Source organism: Enterococcus sp. 7E2_DIV0204, from assembly GCF_002140855.1.
GTDB classification, from domain to species: domain Bacteria; phylum Bacillota; class Bacilli; order Lactobacillales; family Enterococcaceae; genus Enterococcus_L; species Enterococcus_L lemimoniae.
Window position 1 is genome coordinate 2,637,415 of record NZ_NGKY01000001.1, and the last position, 16,004, is coordinate 2,653,418.

Consider the following 16,004-nt stretch of genomic DNA (forward strand, 5'->3'; position numbering starts at 1 on the left):
AACAATAGGGGTGAATTTAGTGGAAAACAAACAGTCGACAACGAAACAGAAAAAAATCATTCTTTTAGCTTCCGTCTTGCTTTTTCTACTCGTCTTTATAATTTCCTTTTTTTTAGGGAAGTTTCCGATTGCGATGGACGATTTTTTTAAGGTTGTTTTGAATAAAATAATCCCTTTAGAGCAAACCTGGAGCAGTCAAGTTGAGACGATTTTGTTTAAGATTCGTTTTCCTAGAATTATTATGGCAGTGGTGATCGGTGGCGGTATTTCTGTAGCTGGGGCAACTTATCAAGCTTTGTTTCAAAATCCAATGATCTCACAAGATATTTTAGGTGCTTCACAAGGTGCTGCTTTTGGTGCGGCTATGGGATTGTTTTTTTCATTGACCTATGAACAGGTGATTTCGTTGTCTTTTATTTTTGGATTATTAGCCGTAGGTGCGGTTCTTTTAATGAGTCGTTTTTTGCGCACTGATTCGGTTTTAAACATGGTTTTGATTGGCATGATGATTGGCTCACTTTTTTCTTCAGCTGTTTCTTTTTTGAAATTGGTAGGGGATCCGACAAATACTTTGCCGGCAATCACCTATTGGTTAATGGGCAGCTTATCTTCGATCAATAAGCAAAATGTTGTATTTGCGGCCCCTTTGATTTTAGTAGGGATGATGCCCATTTTTTTATTACGTTGGCGCTTAAATGTGATTTCTCTAGGAGAAGAAGAAGCGTTGAGTTTAGGAGTAAACAGTCGTGTTTTACGCGTGATTTTGATTCTGGCTGCGACCTTGATTACAGCAAGTGCAGTATCGGTTAGCGGACTGATTGGTTGGGTAGGGTTGGTTGTACCGCATTTTTCAAGGATGTTAGTTGGCAATGATTATCGCTATAGTATTCCGATGACTGCTATATTAGGCGGTACTTTTCTGTTATTTGTAGATGATTTTTCACGCTTGATTACAACTAGTGAGATACCGATCGGGATTTTAACTTCATTTATCGGTGCACCGATTTTTCTTTTATTGATTGCTAAAAATAATCGTTCAGTTAGACAGTGAGGAGGAATTTCAATGCTTGAAGTTATTGATTTAGCATTTGCCTATAAACAGCAAAAAATATTGAACGACATTTCATTTACATTAGATTATGGACAATCGGTTTGTTTATTAGGAAAAAATGGTGTGGGGAAAAGTACGTTGTTTAAATGTTTGCTAAGAGTGTTGGAGCCAAGTTTGGGAAGTGTTAAAATCAATGATCGTTCGATTCAACAGTGCTCAAGAAACGAGCTTTCTCAGTTGATTTCATATATTCCGCAAAAACAACGAGGTATTTTTCATTTTACTGTGTTTGAAATGGTCTTAATGGGCACAACTGCTAGATTAAAAAATTATCAGCAACCTGGAACAGTTGAAAATGAGTTGGCGGAAGCGGCCTTAGTCGCACTCAATATCACGCATTTAAAGAATCGTATTTTTTCAGAAATAAGTGGAGGAGAGCAACAACTTGTGATCATTGCTCGTTCAGTGGCTCAGCAGAGTAAAATCATTATTATGGATGAGCCTTGTGCTAATCTTGATTACGGCAATCAGATAATGGTCTTAGAAATGATTCAAACACTAGCAGCGCAAGGTTATTTGATTATTCAATCGACCCATGATCCCAATCACGCACTTCAATATGCTGACTATGTCTTAGTTTTACAAGAAGGTCAACTATTACAAGGAATACCCAAAACGATTTTAACGAGCCAACAGTTAGAGGCCATTTATCGTGTACCGATTACTGTACATACAATAGCTTCAACTGAAAAAAGAATCTGTTTGCCAACAAAAAAATAAATCAATTGAAATAGAAAGGATAGAATTTTAATGAAAAGAAAGATAAATTTGCTTTTAGTATTAGGATTAGCACTAGTTACAACGATTGGTTGCACTACTAACGAAAAAAAAGCCAATGAAACTGAAAAAACGCAAACAGCTATTAGTTCCGAAAACAAACAGTCAGATGGGACACGCACTTTTGTTGATTCTGCTGGGCGTGAGGTAATCATCCCAACACAGATCAATAAAATAGCCCCTTCTGGACCACTGGCTCAAATCGTATTGTATACTAGCTCCCCTGATCTACTTGTTGGTTTAGCCAGCCCTTTTTCGTCAGAGGCTAAAGAATTTATTGATATAAAATATCAGAAATTACCGGAATTTGGACAATTTTACGGAAAAAATGCTAGCTTAAATATGGAAGCCTTGAGTGCTGCTGAACCAGATGTCATTATCGATATCGGTGAGGCTAAAAAAACAGTGAAAGAAGATATGGACAAACTGCAAGAGCAAATCAATATTCCCACGCTTTTCATTGAAGCAAATTTAAAAAATATGCCAGAAACCTACCAGAAATTAGGTGAATTATTAGAAAACACACAAACAACAGAAAAACTAGCTTCCTATTGTCAACAGGTTATAGAAAAAGCTGATAGTGTTCGATCTTCACTAAAAGAATCAGAGCAAAAAAGTATCTATTATGCAGCCGGAAATGCTGGACTAAACACAAATGCTGAAGGGTCATTTCATGCTCAAGTTATTGATGAGATTGGCGCAAAAAATGCGGCAACAGGTGTTGATGTTGTGTCAAAAGGTGGCGGAACCGTTATTTCGATGGAACAGCTAGTTCAATGGCAGCCAGATTATATTTTAGCTGAGACAAAAGCTGTCTATGATCAAATCAAAACTGATGAGTCATGGCAAGAATTAACAGCGGTCAAAGCTGGCAAGGTTTATCAAGTGCCAACTGCACCCTATAACTTCATTAGTTCACCGCCGTCTGTCAATCGGATCATTGGCATTCAGTGGTTAGGGGCGTTAGTTTACCCTGAACAATACAAACTAAATATGGAAGAGACAGTTAACGAGTTTTACAAGCTATTCTACCATGTTGAACCGACAGCAGAACAAGTCAAAATGATTCTGACAAATGCACAATAAAGAGACAAAATAATGGGAGGGATTTTATGCAAATCAAAACAGAATTACCAGAAATAGTTGCGGAGTTCGATGATGCTAGACGTCAAGGTTTTATTCAAGTAAAAGAACTAAAAGAACAAGGAGTACCGGTTGTTGGTGTGTATTGTACTTTCATGCCAGAAGAAATCGTCTTAGCAGCTGATGCTGTCCAAATTAGCCTCTGTTCGACGTCAGATGAAACGATTTCAGCTGCAGAAGAGGATCTACCTAGAAATCTTTGTCCGTTGATCAAATCCAGTTATGGTTTTGGGAAAACTGATAAATGCCCATTTTTCTATTTTTCCGATTTAGTTGTAGGGGAAACAACTTGTGATGGAAAGAAAAAGATGTATGAATACATGGAAGAATTCAAACCACTGTATTTAATGAACTTACCAAACGCACGAAATTCAGAGGCAGCGTTTGGCTTATGGAAAGATGAAATCATTCGTTTTAAAGAAAAATTAGAGTCATTTCTTGATGTGGAGATTACAGAAGAACGCATTCAAAAAGCGGTTCGTCTAAAAAATAGAGAGCGAGCAGCTAGAAAAAAGTTTTATGGACTTGGGAAACTAAATCCCCCTGCAATTGAAGGCTCAGAAATTTTTAAAGTGATGTATGGCGCAAATTATACTTTTGAAAAGGAAAGTCTGATCCAAAAATTAGAGGATGCAACTGCAAAAATCATCGTACAATATTCCGAAAACCATCAGCCTAATGGAAAACCTAGAATTTTAATCACTGGTTCACCAATGGGGGGTGTAACGGAAAAAGTGATTCGTGCAGTCGAAGAAAATGGTGGAACCATCGTAGGATTTGAAAATTGTACAGTAGCCAAGGCTGTTGAACGGCTAGTCGATGAAGAGAATGAAGACGTTTATGAAGCCTTAGCAGAGAAATATATCGATATTGGTTGTGCCTGTATGTCTAATAATACCAGTCGTTTTGATTTATTAAGCCAAATGATCGATGACTATCAAGCTGATGGGGTTTTAGATATGGTGCTACAATCCTGCCATCCATATTCGATCGAAGCATTGAAGGTTCGGCGTTTTTGCCAATCTGAAAAAAATGTACCGTATTTATATTTAGAAACAGACTATTCTACGGCAGATATCGAGCAAATCAATACTCGAGTGACAGCCTTTATCGAAATGTTAGAGGCGCGCTCATCATGAAAGTAATTGGTCTTGATAGTGGATCGACAACAACGAAAGGTGTTCTTTTTGAACAAAACAATCTGGTGAAAAAATACTTGGTACTAACTTCAGGTGATCCCAAACGAGCAGCTGCAGAAGTTGTGACAAAACTAAGTGGAAATGAACCCTGTAAATTGATTACGACTGGCTATGGTCGCAAACTGTTAAAAGCCGATAAAGCAGTTACGGAAATAACTTGTCATGCTAAAGGAGCATCATATCTAAGTACTGGAATTCAAAATGTGATCGATATCGGTGGGCAAGATAGTAAGGTGATCAGGATGGACACTGATGGGCATGTCTTAGATTTTAACATGAATGACAAATGTGCCGCTGGAACAGGACGCTTTGTAGAAGTATTAATGCGGACCTTAGGGGAAAGGATCGATCTGATTGATCCCTTTGTGGCCTTAGCTGAGCCAGTAAAAATCAATAGCATGTGCACCGTATTCGCAGAATCAGAAGTCATTAGCTTGATTGGAAAAGGCGAAAAAAGAGAAAATATCGCTTTAGGAGTCTTGCATTCGATCGCGGCTCGTATTAGTAATCAACATCGACAGATTAATCCTGATCAAGGTCCGATTTTTTTTTCTGGTGGTTTGTCTCATAGTAAGAAAGTTGTAGATTTAGTTGCTGAATATACTCAAAAAGAAGTATACTATGATCAAGAACTATCTCAATACGCAGGCTCGATTGGGGCTGCATTGATCGGTATTCAACAAAAGTGAATAAAAAATATTTTTTTTGCTAAATAATAATTTTTAGACTAAAATTTTATGGTATAATCATAGTGATAAAAAGCTATAATTATAACAGAAATTGAGGTGTAAAGAAAAAATGTATTCATTAGTTGTAAATGGTAAGACAGAGACCTGTGACACGAATAAAAAGTTAATGGACTTTCTTCGTGAAGATTTAAGGTTGACTGGGACAAAAGATGGTTGTAATCAAGGTTCTTGTGGCGCTTGTTCAGTATTATTAAATGGAAGGGTTTCCAAAGCGTGTTTATTTAGCTTAGAAAAGGTAGATGGAAAAGAAATTGTCACGATCGAAGGCTTGGACCAACATCAAAAAGATGTTTATGCCTATGCTTTTGCTAAGACTGGCGCTGTTCAATGCGGTTATTGTATTCCAGGGATTGTTATTTCAGCTCACGGATTATTGAATAAAAAAGCCGAACCTAGTGATGAAGACGTTCGCAAAGCAATTCGTGGGAATATCTGCCGCTGTACAGGTTATGTCAAAATTGTTGAAGCAATTCAATTAGCAGCTAAAATGTTTCGTGAAAAATTGAGCATTCCAGAAGAGCAGTCAAATGGAAAATTAGGAGAAGACTTCAAACGAGTAGATGCTGTTGAAAAAACCTTAGGAACAGGACAATATGTAGATGACATCACAATTGAAGGAATGCTTCATGCATCAGCTGTCCGCAGTGCCTATCCAAGAGCGAAGGTTTTGAAAATCGATATAAGTAAAGCTGTTGAGCATCCAGAATGTGTTACAGTGCTGACAGCAAAAGATGTTCCTGGAAACAATAAAATCGGTCATTTGGAATTTATCTCTGATTGGGACGTTATGATATCAGTTGGGGATACCACACGTTATGTTGGTGATGCGATTGCCTTGGTTGTTTCTACAACAAGAGAAGCTTTAGAGGAAATCAAAGAATTAGTAGAAATCACTTATGAAGAACTGACACCAATAACTTCATGTGAGGCCGCATTAGTAGAAGATGCACCATTGATTCATGAAAAAGGCAATATTTTATCTCATGAACATCTTATTCGTGGTAATGCGGATGAGCAGTTGGCTTCATCTGAATATGTTGTAACCCAACATTATTCAGTTCCGATCAATGAACATGCATTTATGGAACCTGAATGTGCCATTGCAATGCCTGAAGGTGAGGATGGTATTTTACTATATAGTGCAGGTCAAAGTATCTATGATGAACAACGAGAAGTTGCTCGTATGTTAGGGGTGGAAAAGGAAAATATTCATGTTCAAGCGAAATTAGTCGGCGGCGGTTTTGGCGGAAAAGAAGATATGAGCGTGCAACATCATGCTGCTCTTGCGGCTTGGTGTTTACAAAAACCAGTCAAAGTTTTACTTAGCCGACAAGAAAGCCTAATGATTCATCCAAAACGTCATGGCATGGAAATGGACTTCACCACAGGTTGTGATGCACAAGGAAATCTAACGGCTATGAAAGCTGTCATTTATGCAGATACGGGAGCCTATGCTTCTTTAGGCGGTCCTGTTCTTCAACGAGCATGCACACATGCGGCTGGTCCCTATAAATACCAAGATATTGATGTCGAAGGTTATGCTGTGTATACAAATAATCCACCAGCTGGTGCTTTCAGAGGTTTTGGGGTTTGCCAAACAGCTTTTGCAATTGAAAGTAATCTTAATCTATTAGCGGAAAAAGTCGGTATTTCTCAATGGGATATTCGCTATAAAAATGCAGTAGAACCTGGAGATTCTTTGCCAAATGGTCAATTAGTTTCAAAAAATGCCGCATTGAAAGAAACGTTATTGGCTGTTAAAGATGCCTATGAAAACGCTGAAATTGCTGGAATTTCTTGTTTCTTTAAAAATAGCGGGATCGGCGTTGGATTATCAGATGTTGGTCGTTGTATTGTTTCAGTTGAAGACGGTAAGGTTCATGTTAGAACTAGTGCGGCTTGTATTGGACAAGGGATGGCAACAGTGACAACTCAAGTCGCATGTGAAACCTTGGATCTACCGCCAGAAATGATTATTGCTGAAGCGCCAGATACGCGCCGAACACCAGATTCCGGTACGACAACAGCCTCTCGCCAATCCTTATTTACAGGTGAAGCGACCAGAAGAGCAGCGATGCAATTACGTTATGAGCTTGATATGGGGCGTGCGTTGTCTGATTTAGAAGGACAAGAGTTTTACGGAGAATATTCAGCTAAAACAGATCCTTTGATCAACGATAAGAAGAGTCCTGTTAGTCATGCAGGCTATGGTTATGCAGCAGAAGTTGCGATTTTAGATGAAAAAGGCAAAGTCGAAAAATTTGTGGCAGCATATGACATGGGGCAAGTCGTCAATCCTAAGGCAGCAGAAGGGCAAATCGAAGGTGGGATCGTAATGGGGATGGGTTACGCATTGACCGAGAAATTTGTCATGGAAGATGGTTATGTCAAAGCAAAATACGCTACGCTAGGCTTGCTAAATGCTGCTCAAGTGCCACCAATCGAAACAATTTTAGTTCAAGCGAACAATATTCATGATGGCTTGGCTTATGGAATCAAAGGTGTGGGAGAATTAGCAACGATCCCGACCGCACCAGCTTTGGCTGGTGCTTACTATGCACTTGATGGAAAACTAAGACCCACATTACCTATGGAAGATACTTTTTATCAAAAGAAAAAGAAATAACTGAATGATTCTGTGAGGTGCTGAAAAAACGATACACAAAAGCTCAAAAAACGCATCCGATAAAGACAATTGGGTGCGTTTTTATTTTTAACGATCGATGAAATCAAAAGGAGTAAACCAATGCTGAAAGTAAGTGCAATCATTATGGCTTCAGGATGTTCTGTACGAATGGGAACAAATAAACTCTTTCTTGATTATCAAGGGGAGACTTTTTTGGAGCGGACGTTAAACCTCACTAAAAAAATGCCATTTTTTGAACGGATTTTAGTTATTTCACCTGAAAACTTGCAAGGATTAAAGTTACCTACTGATCTAAAGGTCGTTCAAAATATAGAAGCACAGAAAGGGCAAAGTGCAAGCGTTCGTTTAGGAACAAAAGCGGCTACTGGAGAAGGCTATCTTTATTTAACTGTGGATCAACCACGATTAACGCAAGCGTTGCTTGAATCCCTTTTTTCAGCTTACTCTAAAGAAACCATCGTTTTTCCAATTGATCAAAGGGAAGCACCATGTAGTCCTATGTTTTTTGGTGAAGCGTTTCGTTCTGAATTACTAAAGGTCACAGGAGCTTCTGGTGGTCGAGTTGTTCGGGATAATCATCCAGAAGCTTGGCGTAAAATTCGTGTAGACAGGCCTGAATGTTTGATTGATATCGATACGCCAGCAGAATATCAGAATTTAACCAATCAAAGCATTTGTCACAGTAGGAAGGGATAAAAAGATGAAACAGTCTGTGTATCTAAACCATGCAGCTACTTCAAATCACAAATTTGAAGCGACTATTCAATCATTATGTCAATACTTAGAAAGAAATAATAATTTAAATACGAATCGTGGTTCACAAAATATCGATGAACTTGAAGTGGTTTTTGAGGCTCGCCAATTGTTGGCGGAATTTTTTCATGCACCTGATCCGGCACATATTATTTTTACGGCAAATGCAACGACTTCACTAAATATGGTGCTAAATGGTCTATTAAAACCAGGGGATCATATCTTAACAACTGAAGTAGAACATAACGCCGTGGCTAGACCTTTACACCTGCTAGAAAAGCGACAGAATATTTCAGTGACACGTATTCCTTGCAAATTAGATGGCAGGCTTGATCCAGAAATAATTGAATCACTGATTCGTCCGGAAACAAAAGTCATAGTGATGACACACGCATCCAATGTATTAGGGACGATTTTACCTGTGAAAGAATGCTTTGAAATTGCAAAAGCACACGGTATCATCACAGTTTTGGATAGCGCACAAACTGCGGGTTTTTTAGCAATTGATATAGAAGAGATGTTGATCGATGTTTTGGCATTTACAGGACACAAGAGTCTAATGGGGCTTTCTGGAATCGGAGGATTTGCTCTAGCACAAAATATGGAGCACAAAATCAAGCCCTGGATGAGTGGTGGTACGGGCAGTGCCTCGTTATCACTTGCGCAGCCTGACTTTTTACCAGATAAATTTGAACCGGGCACACAAAATATGTTAGGAATTTTAAGTTTGAAGAGTTCACTTGAATCTATAAAAGAACTTGGGCTCAACAAAATCGCAGATCATGAGCGCGCCCTGACCTCGCGATTTTTGACGGGATTAAAAAAATTGCCTGTAACAATTCTAGGATGTACAGAAGCAATTCAAAGGGTACCCGTTGTTTCAATCAAGTCAGCAAGGGTTGATTCTGGAGAACTTTCTCAGCAATTATTTGATCGCTATCAGATTGTCACACGATCGGGATTACATTGTTCTCCGTTGGCACACCAAACTGCTGGAACGCTAAAAATCGGTGCAGTTCGTTTTAGTTTTGGTTGGAATACGACCTTAGATGAAATTGAGTACACTTTAAAAGCCTTAAAGGAAATTTTGTCAGAATAGAGATGAAGGAGAAAGAGGATGGATTTTTTATCACAATGTACGTCAGGTGGATGTGGTGCCAAAATTGGACCAAATGAATTAGCTGGTTTTTTAGGTGGTTTGCCCAAATTCTCTGATGAAAAGTTATTAGTCGATTTTAATGCATCTGATGATGCAGCAGTCTATCAAGTATCAGAAAATCTTGCGCTGATCTCAACAGTGGATTTTTTTTCACCGATGGTCGAAGATCCCCGCACTTTTGGCAGGATTGCCGCAGCAAATGCACTGAGCGATGTTTATGCAATGGGAGGAGAAGTGTTGTTTGCATTGAACTTAGTTTGTTTTCCAGAGAAAATGGCAAAACAAAAGCTTTCAGAAATCCTGATTGGCGGTGCTGAGAAATTAAAAGAAGCACAGGCTTCATTAGCTGGTGGGCATTCGATCTATGATCATGAACCTAAATATGGATTAGCCGTTACAGGACAAGTGGACCCCAAAAAAATCATTCATAATAATACTCCAAAAGTTGGTGATATTTTGATTCTTACCAAAGCCTTGGGGGTGGGACTAGTTCAATCTGCTGTTAGAGGAGGAGTAGCGTGTAAAACATCAGAAAAGGCAGCAATCGCCTCGATGGAACGACTAAATAAATATGCGGCTGAAAAGATGCATGATTTTCCTGTTCATGCGTGTACAGATGTGACCGGTTTTGGCTTATTAGTGCATGCATCTGAAATGGCGTGTACAGATGTGACGCTTGTGATTGATCCAGAACAATTACCACTTTTACCGCACGCCTATCATTATGCAGAAGAGTTTTTAGCAACAGCGGCCGGACAAAGAAATCGCAAATTCTTGGAAACTAAAATTGACTTGACCAACACTACGCCAGCGTTTCAGGAGATTTTATTTGATCCTCAGACCTCGGGCGGATTACTGATTAGTGTCGCTGCACAGAAGGCTGTAGAATGTCTTGCGGCAATCCAAAAAGATGATCCAATAGCGGCGATTATCGGGGAAGTTTGCCAGAAAGAATCAGATCAGTCGATTATTATTGTATGAGAAAGAAGGAGCAGCAATGAAAAAAATTAATGCTTTAGGTAAACCCTGTCCAATTCCAGTGATTGAAGCAAAAAAAGCGATTCGGGAAATCAAGAATGATGGTGGGCTTATTGAAATCACCGTAGATAATGAAGTTTCTGTGAAAAATATCGAGAAAATGGCTAAGGGATTGGGGCTTAAAACAACCAGTCAAACACTAAAAAACGATGAATTTACGGTTGAAATCGTCGTTCCCAAAAATCAAGATCAGTTAAACCAAACAGTATCAGATAGTGAATTAGTCGTTGCTTTTGGACGTAAAACTATGGGGGACGGTGATCCAGATTTAGGGGCGATGCTATTAAAAAGTTATATTTATTCTTTGACTGAACTAGATACACCACCAGAGCATCTCTTGTTCTTTAATAGTGGGGCATTTTTGACGAATCAAGGCTCCAATACATTGAATGACTTGAAAGTGTTAGTAGATAAAGGGACACAGATCAGTACGTGTGGTGCCTGTTTAGATTTTTACCAAATCAAAGAAACATTAGCAATCGGTGAAATCACAAATATGTATGGGATTTCAGAAGTAATGGCGCAGGCGAAAAAAGTCATCAATTTCTAAAACGAGGTGGAAAAATGGAGTATCTTTTAACGTTTCAAAATACCCATTATGCGGTTCATAGTGAGAAAATTTTACTCAATAAAAAAATACCTGTTTCAGTTATGGCACTACCGACAAGCTTAGGCGATTTTTGTGGTATTTGTTTAAGACTGGCGAGAGAAGATTTTGAACAAGGGCGAATGCATTTAGCGGATGCTAAGATACCGATTAAAGGAGTATTTACAATTGAAGGAAGTAACAGTGAAAGGAAGTATGTCCCATGGAAACCTTGAGCGGCTGTTTTGATTTTCAAGGTCAACAAGTCGTTTCATTGATCGGCAGTGGTGGAAAAACAAGCTTGATGTGGTATCTTGCTGAGTATTATCGTGATCAAACTATTTTAGTCAGCACAACGACGAAAATTGGTTATCCAGTGGAACAATCATATGATTATTTTTATAGTGAAGACTTTTCAACACTAGGTAAAGATGGATGTGGGATCACATTGGCAGGTTGTTTGACTGCTGATGGCTATAAATTGGGTGCACTGCCTCTTGCTGTCTTCCGACAATCACTTCAGTATTTTGACAAGGCATTTTTAGAGGCCGATGGTTCCAAGCAATTACCTTTAAAAGGCTGGGAAACCTTTGAGCCTGTTGTGTTGCCGGAAACAACTGTTACGATTGGTTTGATTCCCATCTCTGCTGTAGGAAAAGCTATTGATGATAGAACGATCCATCGTTTGCCGCTTTTTCTGCGTGCAACCGGGGCTACTCAAGGAGCAAAAATCCATGAAGAAACATTAGCTGAAATCATTACTAGTCCCACAGGTTTATGGGAGAAAAGTCAGGGACAACGGATTCTTTGTATCAATCAGGTGGAAACACCAGCGCAATTGAATCAGGCAAAAAAAGTCTTATCCTTATTACCACAAATGTTGTTAAAACGCTTGAGTAAAGTGATTGCCTGCAATATTCAATCGAAAGAAGGCATTGTATTATGGGAAAAATAAAACAATCGATTTCTGAAGCAATCATAGCTGTAAGAGGTGGTGGCGATTTGGCAACAGGCGTGATTCAAAAATTAGTTCATGCCGGTTTTAAAGTCGTCATTTTAGAAACAGCCAAACCTTTAGCAATTCGCCGTACTGTGGCCTTGTGTACGGCTATTTTTCAAGGAAAACAGCAGGTAGAAGATCTAGAAGCTATTTTAGTAGCTGATGTCTCGGAATGTTCCGCAATCTGGGCTGACGGGCAAATCCCCATGCTGGTTGATCCCACAGCAAGTTCATTATCTGAGTTACAACCAACCGTTTTGGTAGATGCAATTTTAGCTAAAAAAAATTTAGGAACGAACAGAAAAATGGCACCCATAACAATTGCTTTAGGACCAGGTTTTTCAGCACCAGAAGATGTTGATGTTGTAGTTGAAACGATGAGAGGGCATTATTTAGGACGCTTGTATTTTGAAGGGCGTGCTATCCCGAATACTGGGACACCTGGTGAAGTTGGTGGAAAGAGTGCGGAACGCGTTATCCATTCGCCAGCCTCAGGAGCTGTCAAACACATAAAAAAACTCGGTGATGTCGTAAAAAAAGGCGAAGTACTTTTTTATGTTGGAAAAGTAGCTGTACAATCACCATTAGATGGTGTTCTAAGAGGGATGATTTCAGATCAAGTATCCTGTCAAACGGGACTAAAATGTGGCGATGTCGATCCTCGTCCTATTGACCAAGTAGATTGCTTTACGATATCAGATAAAGCACGAGCATTAGGTGGTGCTGTTTTGGAAGCGGTTCTTTGGTTAGGGCGAGAAAAAAACTTGTTTTAACACGGATGAAACAGATTTGCTAAAAATTATTTTTTTTACCTAAAAAATATTGTTTTAAAGTAGCTGTTTATGTTATAGTATAAGTGAAGTTTTTACATGATTTTGATCTAAAAAAAGAAAGCGTTTTAGCGCATTTGTTTATATGTGAAAAAGGTAATTTGGAATAAGAGATCCTTAACAGGTACGACAGACATGTAGTTTTGTTGATATTAGGTATGAAAAGAATGAAAAGGGTTACAACTCAATCTTTTTATACTTTAAAATATCATGTAAAAAAGTTGAGAGGATGAGTAAATATGGCATTGGTTAAAATCATTTATGCAAGCATGACAGGAAACACCGAGGAGATTTCAGAAATCATAGAAAGTACCGTACAAGAAGCGGGATTTGATGTAGAAAGAGAAGAGTGTTCAGAAGTAGATGTTGACTTTTTTGATGATGCAGATGCTTGTGTGCTTGCTACTTATACTTATGGCGATGGTGAATTGCCATTTGAATTTGAGGATTTCTATGATGAGTTGGAGGAAAAGGATTTAGCTGGAAAAATTTTTGGCGTTGTTGGTTCTGGAGATCGTGAGTATGGCGATTTGTTCTGCAAATCAGCCCATGATTTTGTAGCGGCTTTAGAAAAATCTGGTGCAAAAAAAGTTGCCGAAACAGTTGAAATTGAAAATAATGCAGAAGATGAAGATGTTGAAGCATTAAAAAAATTCGTTCAGGAACTAACGGCTGGGTTATAGAGATAAGCAGATATCATATGAAAGAAGGAAAAATGAATGAGGCTATTCATTAACGGTAATCCATATGTATAAGATAACCAAAAAGGTTCATCTTTCCAAAAATGAATATGATTTTTGGATCGAAGCTCCTCGAATCGCAGCAAAAGCACAACCAGGGCAATTTGTAATTCTCCGTATCAATGAAGTTGGAGAACGGATTCCTTTGACTATTGCTGATGCGGAACCTTCCAGCGGTAGCATTCGTTTGGTATTTCAAGTAATCGGTAAAACAACTGCTGAACTTGGTACTCTAAAGGTTGGCGATGCTATTTTAGATTTGACAGGACCACTTGGCATGCCGACCAAAATAAAAAATTACGGGACCGTAATGATCGTAGGCGGTGGGGTTGGTATCGCTGCAATTTTTCCAATTGTTAAAGGATTAAAAAAAGCGGGGAATCGAGTTATTACGATTCTTGGTGCCAAAACCGCAGAATTAGTGATTCTTCAAGACGAGTGTCGTGAATATTCCGATGAGTTGATCATTACAACAGATGACGGCACTCTGGGTATGAAAGGACTTGTAACTGAAGCAATGGAACAAGTGATTGCTAGAGAAACAGTTAATTGCAGCTGGGCGATTGGTCCCAGCGTAATGATGAAATTTTGTACGATGACTGCAACAAATCATGAATTACCGATTTACGTTTCATTAAACCCAATCATGATCGATGGAACAGGTATGTGTGGTGGTTGCCGGGTAACGATCGATGGAAGTATTAAATTTGCTTGTGTTGACGGTCCGGAATTTAAAGGAACTGAGGTCAATTGGGAAGCGTTTATCAGTCGGATGAAACAATATAAGACTGAGGAAGAAAATAGTTTAACAAATTACCAAAAAGCGCAGGTGGGGAATCATGGCTAGAAGAAGCAGAACAAAAACACCCATTACTGAACAAGATCCTGCTCTTCGCAAAACAAATTTTTCTGAAGTTTGTTTAGGCTATACAATCGAAGAAGGACAAGCAGAAGCAATTAGATGCTTACAATGTAAAGATGCTCCTTGTATCTCCAATTGCCCTGTGATGATCGATATTCCTGGATTTATCCTTGCAATCAAAGAAGGCCATATGCAAGAAGCCGCTAATGTATTAGGAAAATATACAAATTTTCCAGCTATTTGCGGTCGAGTTTGCCCTCAGGAAAAACAATGTGAGCAAGTTTGTAAATTAGGGATGGCGAAAAATTTTGAACCAGTCGCAATTGGCAAACTTGAGCGTTTGGTGGCTGACTGGGCTTTGGAAAATCAAGACTTTTCTAGACATATTCAGAATGATCAACCAAAAATCGGGCGAATCGCTGTGATCGGCTCCGGTCCATCGGGCTTAACGGTTGCAGGGGATTTAGCCAAAATGAACTATGAGGTCATCGTTTATGAAGCTCTACATGATTCTGGCGGTGTCTTGACGTATGGTATTCCGGAATTTAGATTACCTAAAAGGATCGTAAAAAAAGAGATTGAAAGTATTGAAGCGTTAGGTGTAACGATCGAAACCAATATTGTCGTTGGAAAAACGATCACTATGGATGAGATCATGAACGATTTTGATGCTTGCTATATTTCTGTTGGTGCAGGAGCACCTAATTTTATGGGGATTCCTGGTACAGCACTAAATGGCGTTTATTCTTCTAGCGAATATTTAACACGGATCAATTTGATGCATAGTTATGAATTCCCAAAATATGATACACCGATGAAACAATCGGATAATGTCGTCGTGATCGGTGGTGGGAATGTAGCGATGGATGCCGCACGCTCAGCTAAACGTTTAGGTGCTGAACATGTCAGCATTGTCTACCGTAGATCACTGGAGGAGCTGCCAGCACGTATTGAAGAATATCATCACTCTGTTGAGGAGGATATCATGTATCATTGGCTGACTAACCCTATCGAATATATAGATAATGGTACTGGTGATTTAACTGGTGTGAAATGCGTCAAAATGGAACTTGGTGAACCAGATGAGTCTGGAAGACGTCGCCCTGTTCCAATCAAAAATAGTGAGTTTATTATCGAAGCTGACACAGTGATCGAAGCAATCGGTCAAGGGTCCAATAAAGTCTTATTATCTACTTTCCCAGAACTTACATTAACAAAATGGGGTTACATTGAGGCGGATCCAAAAACGGGAGCAACATCGATTCCCGGCATCTTTGCCGGCGGAGATATTGTTACAGGTGCAGCAACAGTGATTTTAGCCATGGGTGCTGGAAAAGTTGCTGCTGTAGAAATCGACAAGTATGTACGAGAAAAAAAGAAAACGCCCGTAACAACAAAAGTTTGAGGGAA

At 39.1% G+C, this 16,004-nt stretch carries 16 protein-coding genes; all 16 read left to right on the forward strand.

Features of this window, described 5'->3' with window-relative positions:
* Positions 1 to 19 precede the first annotated feature (19 nt).
* The 16 genes from A5819_RS12275 to gltA all read left to right on the forward strand — a co-directional run bounded on the left by A5819_RS12275 (position 20) and on the right by gltA (position 15,999).
* Positions 20 to 1,051 (forward strand): iron ABC transporter permease, encoded by a 1,032-nt coding sequence (locus A5819_RS12275; protein WP_086279066.1) that lies wholly within the window; start codon positions 20 to 22, stop codon positions 1,049 to 1,051.
* 12 nt (positions 1,052 to 1,063) lie between these two features.
* Positions 1,064 to 1,831, forward strand: coding sequence for an ABC transporter ATP-binding protein (locus A5819_RS12280; protein WP_086279067.1), 768 nt, complete (start codon positions 1,064 to 1,066; stop codon positions 1,829 to 1,831).
* Between the two features lie 30 nt (positions 1,832 to 1,861).
* Positions 1,862 to 2,974, forward strand: coding sequence for an ABC transporter substrate-binding protein (locus A5819_RS12285; protein WP_086279068.1), 1,113 nt, complete (start codon positions 1,862 to 1,864; stop codon positions 2,972 to 2,974).
* Positions 2,975 to 3,000: 26 nt separating this feature from the next.
* Positions 3,001 to 4,170, forward strand: coding sequence for a double-cubane-cluster-containing anaerobic reductase (locus A5819_RS12290; protein ID WP_086279069.1), 1,170 nt, complete (start codon positions 3,001 to 3,003; stop codon positions 4,168 to 4,170).
* Positions 4,167 to 4,919, forward strand: a complete 753-nt coding sequence (locus A5819_RS12295) for an acyl-CoA dehydratase activase (RefSeq protein WP_086279070.1) — start codon at positions 4,167 to 4,169, stop codon at positions 4,917 to 4,919. The genes A5819_RS12290 and A5819_RS12295 overlap by 4 nt, the downstream gene beginning before the upstream one ends.
* Before the next feature lie 109 nt (positions 4,920 to 5,028).
* Complete coding sequence (xdh, locus tag A5819_RS12300) at positions 5,029 to 7,605, forward strand: selenium-dependent xanthine dehydrogenase (RefSeq protein ID WP_086279071.1); 2,577 nt, start codon at positions 5,029 to 5,031, stop codon at positions 7,603 to 7,605.
* A 120-nt stretch (positions 7,606 to 7,725) separates the two neighbouring features.
* Complete coding sequence (locus A5819_RS12305) at positions 7,726 to 8,322, forward strand: NTP transferase domain-containing protein (protein WP_086279072.1); 597 nt, start codon at positions 7,726 to 7,728, stop codon at positions 8,320 to 8,322.
* A 4-nt stretch (positions 8,323 to 8,326) separates the two neighbouring features.
* Positions 8,327 to 9,478, forward strand: a complete 1,152-nt coding sequence (sclA, locus tag A5819_RS12310; protein WP_086279073.1) for a selenocysteine lyase SclA — start codon at positions 8,327 to 8,329, stop codon at positions 9,476 to 9,478.
* Positions 9,479 to 9,496: 18 nt separating this feature from the next.
* Positions 9,497 to 10,519, forward strand: coding sequence for a selenide, water dikinase SelD (gene selD / locus A5819_RS12315; protein WP_086279074.1), 1,023 nt, complete (start codon positions 9,497 to 9,499; stop codon positions 10,517 to 10,519).
* A 16-nt stretch (positions 10,520 to 10,535) separates the two neighbouring features.
* Positions 10,536 to 11,126 (forward strand): sulfurtransferase-like selenium metabolism protein YedF, encoded by a 591-nt coding sequence (gene yedF / locus A5819_RS12320; protein WP_086279075.1) that lies wholly within the window; start codon positions 10,536 to 10,538, stop codon positions 11,124 to 11,126.
* Positions 11,127 to 11,140: 14 nt separating this feature from the next.
* A complete protein-coding gene (locus A5819_RS12325) occupies positions 11,141 to 11,398 on the forward strand; it encodes a DUF3343 domain-containing protein (RefSeq protein ID WP_086279076.1) in 258 nt (85 codons plus the stop codon).
* A complete protein-coding gene (gene yqeC, locus A5819_RS12330) occupies positions 11,386 to 12,117 on the forward strand; it encodes a selenium cofactor biosynthesis protein YqeC (protein WP_086279077.1) in 732 nt (243 codons plus the stop codon). Before A5819_RS12325 ends, yqeC begins: the two co-directional genes overlap by 13 nt.
* On the forward strand, positions 12,105 to 12,935 hold the full coding sequence (yqeB, locus tag A5819_RS12335; RefSeq protein ID WP_086279078.1) for a selenium-dependent molybdenum cofactor biosynthesis protein YqeB: 831 nt from the start codon (positions 12,105 to 12,107) through the stop codon (positions 12,933 to 12,935). Before yqeC ends, yqeB begins: the two co-directional genes overlap by 13 nt.
* A gap of 296 nt (positions 12,936 to 13,231) precedes the next feature.
* Positions 13,232 to 13,675 (forward strand): flavodoxin, encoded by a 444-nt coding sequence (locus A5819_RS12340; RefSeq protein ID WP_086279079.1) that lies wholly within the window; start codon positions 13,232 to 13,234, stop codon positions 13,673 to 13,675.
* A 64-nt stretch (positions 13,676 to 13,739) separates the two neighbouring features.
* A complete protein-coding gene (locus A5819_RS12345) occupies positions 13,740 to 14,579 on the forward strand; it encodes a sulfide/dihydroorotate dehydrogenase-like FAD/NAD-binding protein (protein ID WP_086279080.1) in 840 nt (279 codons plus the stop codon).
* Entirely contained in the window at positions 14,572 to 15,999 is a 1,428-nt protein-coding gene (gltA, locus tag A5819_RS12350; RefSeq protein WP_086279081.1) for an NADPH-dependent glutamate synthase, read from the forward strand. Before A5819_RS12345 ends, gltA begins: the two co-directional genes overlap by 8 nt.
* Positions 16,000 to 16,004: the final 5 nt, after the last annotated feature.

Bases quoted from the DNA above. Each gene is read 5' to 3' on its own strand.
- yqeB (WP_086279078.1), top strand. From the start codon at position 12,105: ATGGGAAAAATAAAACAATCGATTTCTGAAGCAATCATAGCTGTAAGA.
- xdh (WP_086279071.1), top strand. From the start codon at position 5,029: ATGTATTCATTAGTTGTAAATGGTAAGACAGAGACCTGTGACACGAAT.
- A5819_RS12305 (WP_086279072.1), top strand. From the start codon at position 7,726: ATGCTGAAAGTAAGTGCAATCATTATGGCTTCAGGATGTTCTGTACGA.
- A5819_RS12285 (WP_086279068.1), top strand. From the start codon at position 1,862: ATGAAAAGAAAGATAAATTTGCTTTTAGTATTAGGATTAGCACTAGTT.
- selD (WP_086279074.1), top strand. From the start codon at position 9,497: ATGGATTTTTTATCACAATGTACGTCAGGTGGATGTGGTGCCAAAATT.
- A5819_RS12295 (WP_086279070.1), top strand. From the start codon at position 4,167: ATGAAAGTAATTGGTCTTGATAGTGGATCGACAACAACGAAAGGTGTT.
- yqeC (WP_086279077.1), top strand. From the start codon at position 11,386: ATGGAAACCTTGAGCGGCTGTTTTGATTTTCAAGGTCAACAAGTCGTT.
- A5819_RS12290 (WP_086279069.1), top strand. From the start codon at position 3,001: ATGCAAATCAAAACAGAATTACCAGAAATAGTTGCGGAGTTCGATGAT.
- A5819_RS12340 (WP_086279079.1), top strand. From the start codon at position 13,232: ATGGCATTGGTTAAAATCATTTATGCAAGCATGACAGGAAACACCGAG.
- A5819_RS12325 (WP_086279076.1), top strand. From the start codon at position 11,141: ATGGAGTATCTTTTAACGTTTCAAAATACCCATTATGCGGTTCATAGT.
- gltA (WP_086279081.1), top strand. From the start codon at position 14,572: ATGGCTAGAAGAAGCAGAACAAAAACACCCATTACTGAACAAGATCCT.
- yedF (WP_086279075.1), top strand. From the start codon at position 10,536: ATGAAAAAAATTAATGCTTTAGGTAAACCCTGTCCAATTCCAGTGATT.
- A5819_RS12280 (WP_086279067.1), top strand. From the start codon at position 1,064: ATGCTTGAAGTTATTGATTTAGCATTTGCCTATAAACAGCAAAAAATA.
- sclA (WP_086279073.1), top strand. From the start codon at position 8,327: ATGAAACAGTCTGTGTATCTAAACCATGCAGCTACTTCAAATCACAAA.
- A5819_RS12345 (WP_086279080.1), top strand. From the start codon at position 13,740: ATGTATAAGATAACCAAAAAGGTTCATCTTTCCAAAAATGAATATGAT.